Source organism: Neisseria sp. P0022.S010 (genome assembly GCF_051956635.1).
Genome location: NZ_JBQCXF010000811.1, coordinates 1 through 607 on the forward strand (window position 1 = coordinate 1; position 607 = coordinate 607).

General features: G+C 56.0%; 1 protein-coding gene. It reads left to right on the forward strand.

What is annotated here, in order from left to right:
- A partial coding sequence (locus tag ACTHUT_RS21550) for a molybdopterin dinucleotide binding domain-containing protein (protein WP_440419854.1) occupies positions 1 to 549 on the forward strand: 549 nt, incomplete at its 5' end.
- Positions 550 to 607: the final 58 nt, after the last annotated feature.

Consider the following 607-nt stretch of genomic DNA (forward strand, 5'->3'; position numbering starts at 1 on the left):
GAAACATCAGGCAGCTTCATCAATATGGAAGGCCGTCTGCAATCTTTCCACGGCGTGGTACAAGGCTTCGGCGATTCGCGTCCGCTGTGGAAAGTGTTGCGCGTATTGGGCAACCTGTTTGACCTGAAAGGTTTTGAATACCACGATACCGCTGCGATTCTGAAAGATGCGCTGGATGCAGAAAGCCTGCCGTCCAAACTGGATAACCGCAGCACATGGACAGGGGAGGGCGTTCAGACGGCCTCAGACCGCCTCGTCCGTGTCGGCGGAGTCGGTATTTATCACACTGATTCTATCGTGCGCCGTTCCGCACCGTTGCAAGAAACCAGCCATGCTGCCGTGCCTGCCGCGCGTGTAAATCCAAACACATTGGCACGCTTGGGCCTGCAAGACGGACAAACCGCTGTCGCCAAACAAAACGGCGCAAGCGTATCGGTTGCTGTCAAAGCCGATGCCGGACTGCCTGAAAACGTGGTGCATCTGCCGCTGCATACCGAAAATGCCGCGCTGGGTGCGTTGATGGACACTATTGAACTGGCGGGAGCTTGATCATGCAAGAATGGTTCCAAAACCTCTTTGCCGCAACGCTCGGTCTGGGCGATTTGGG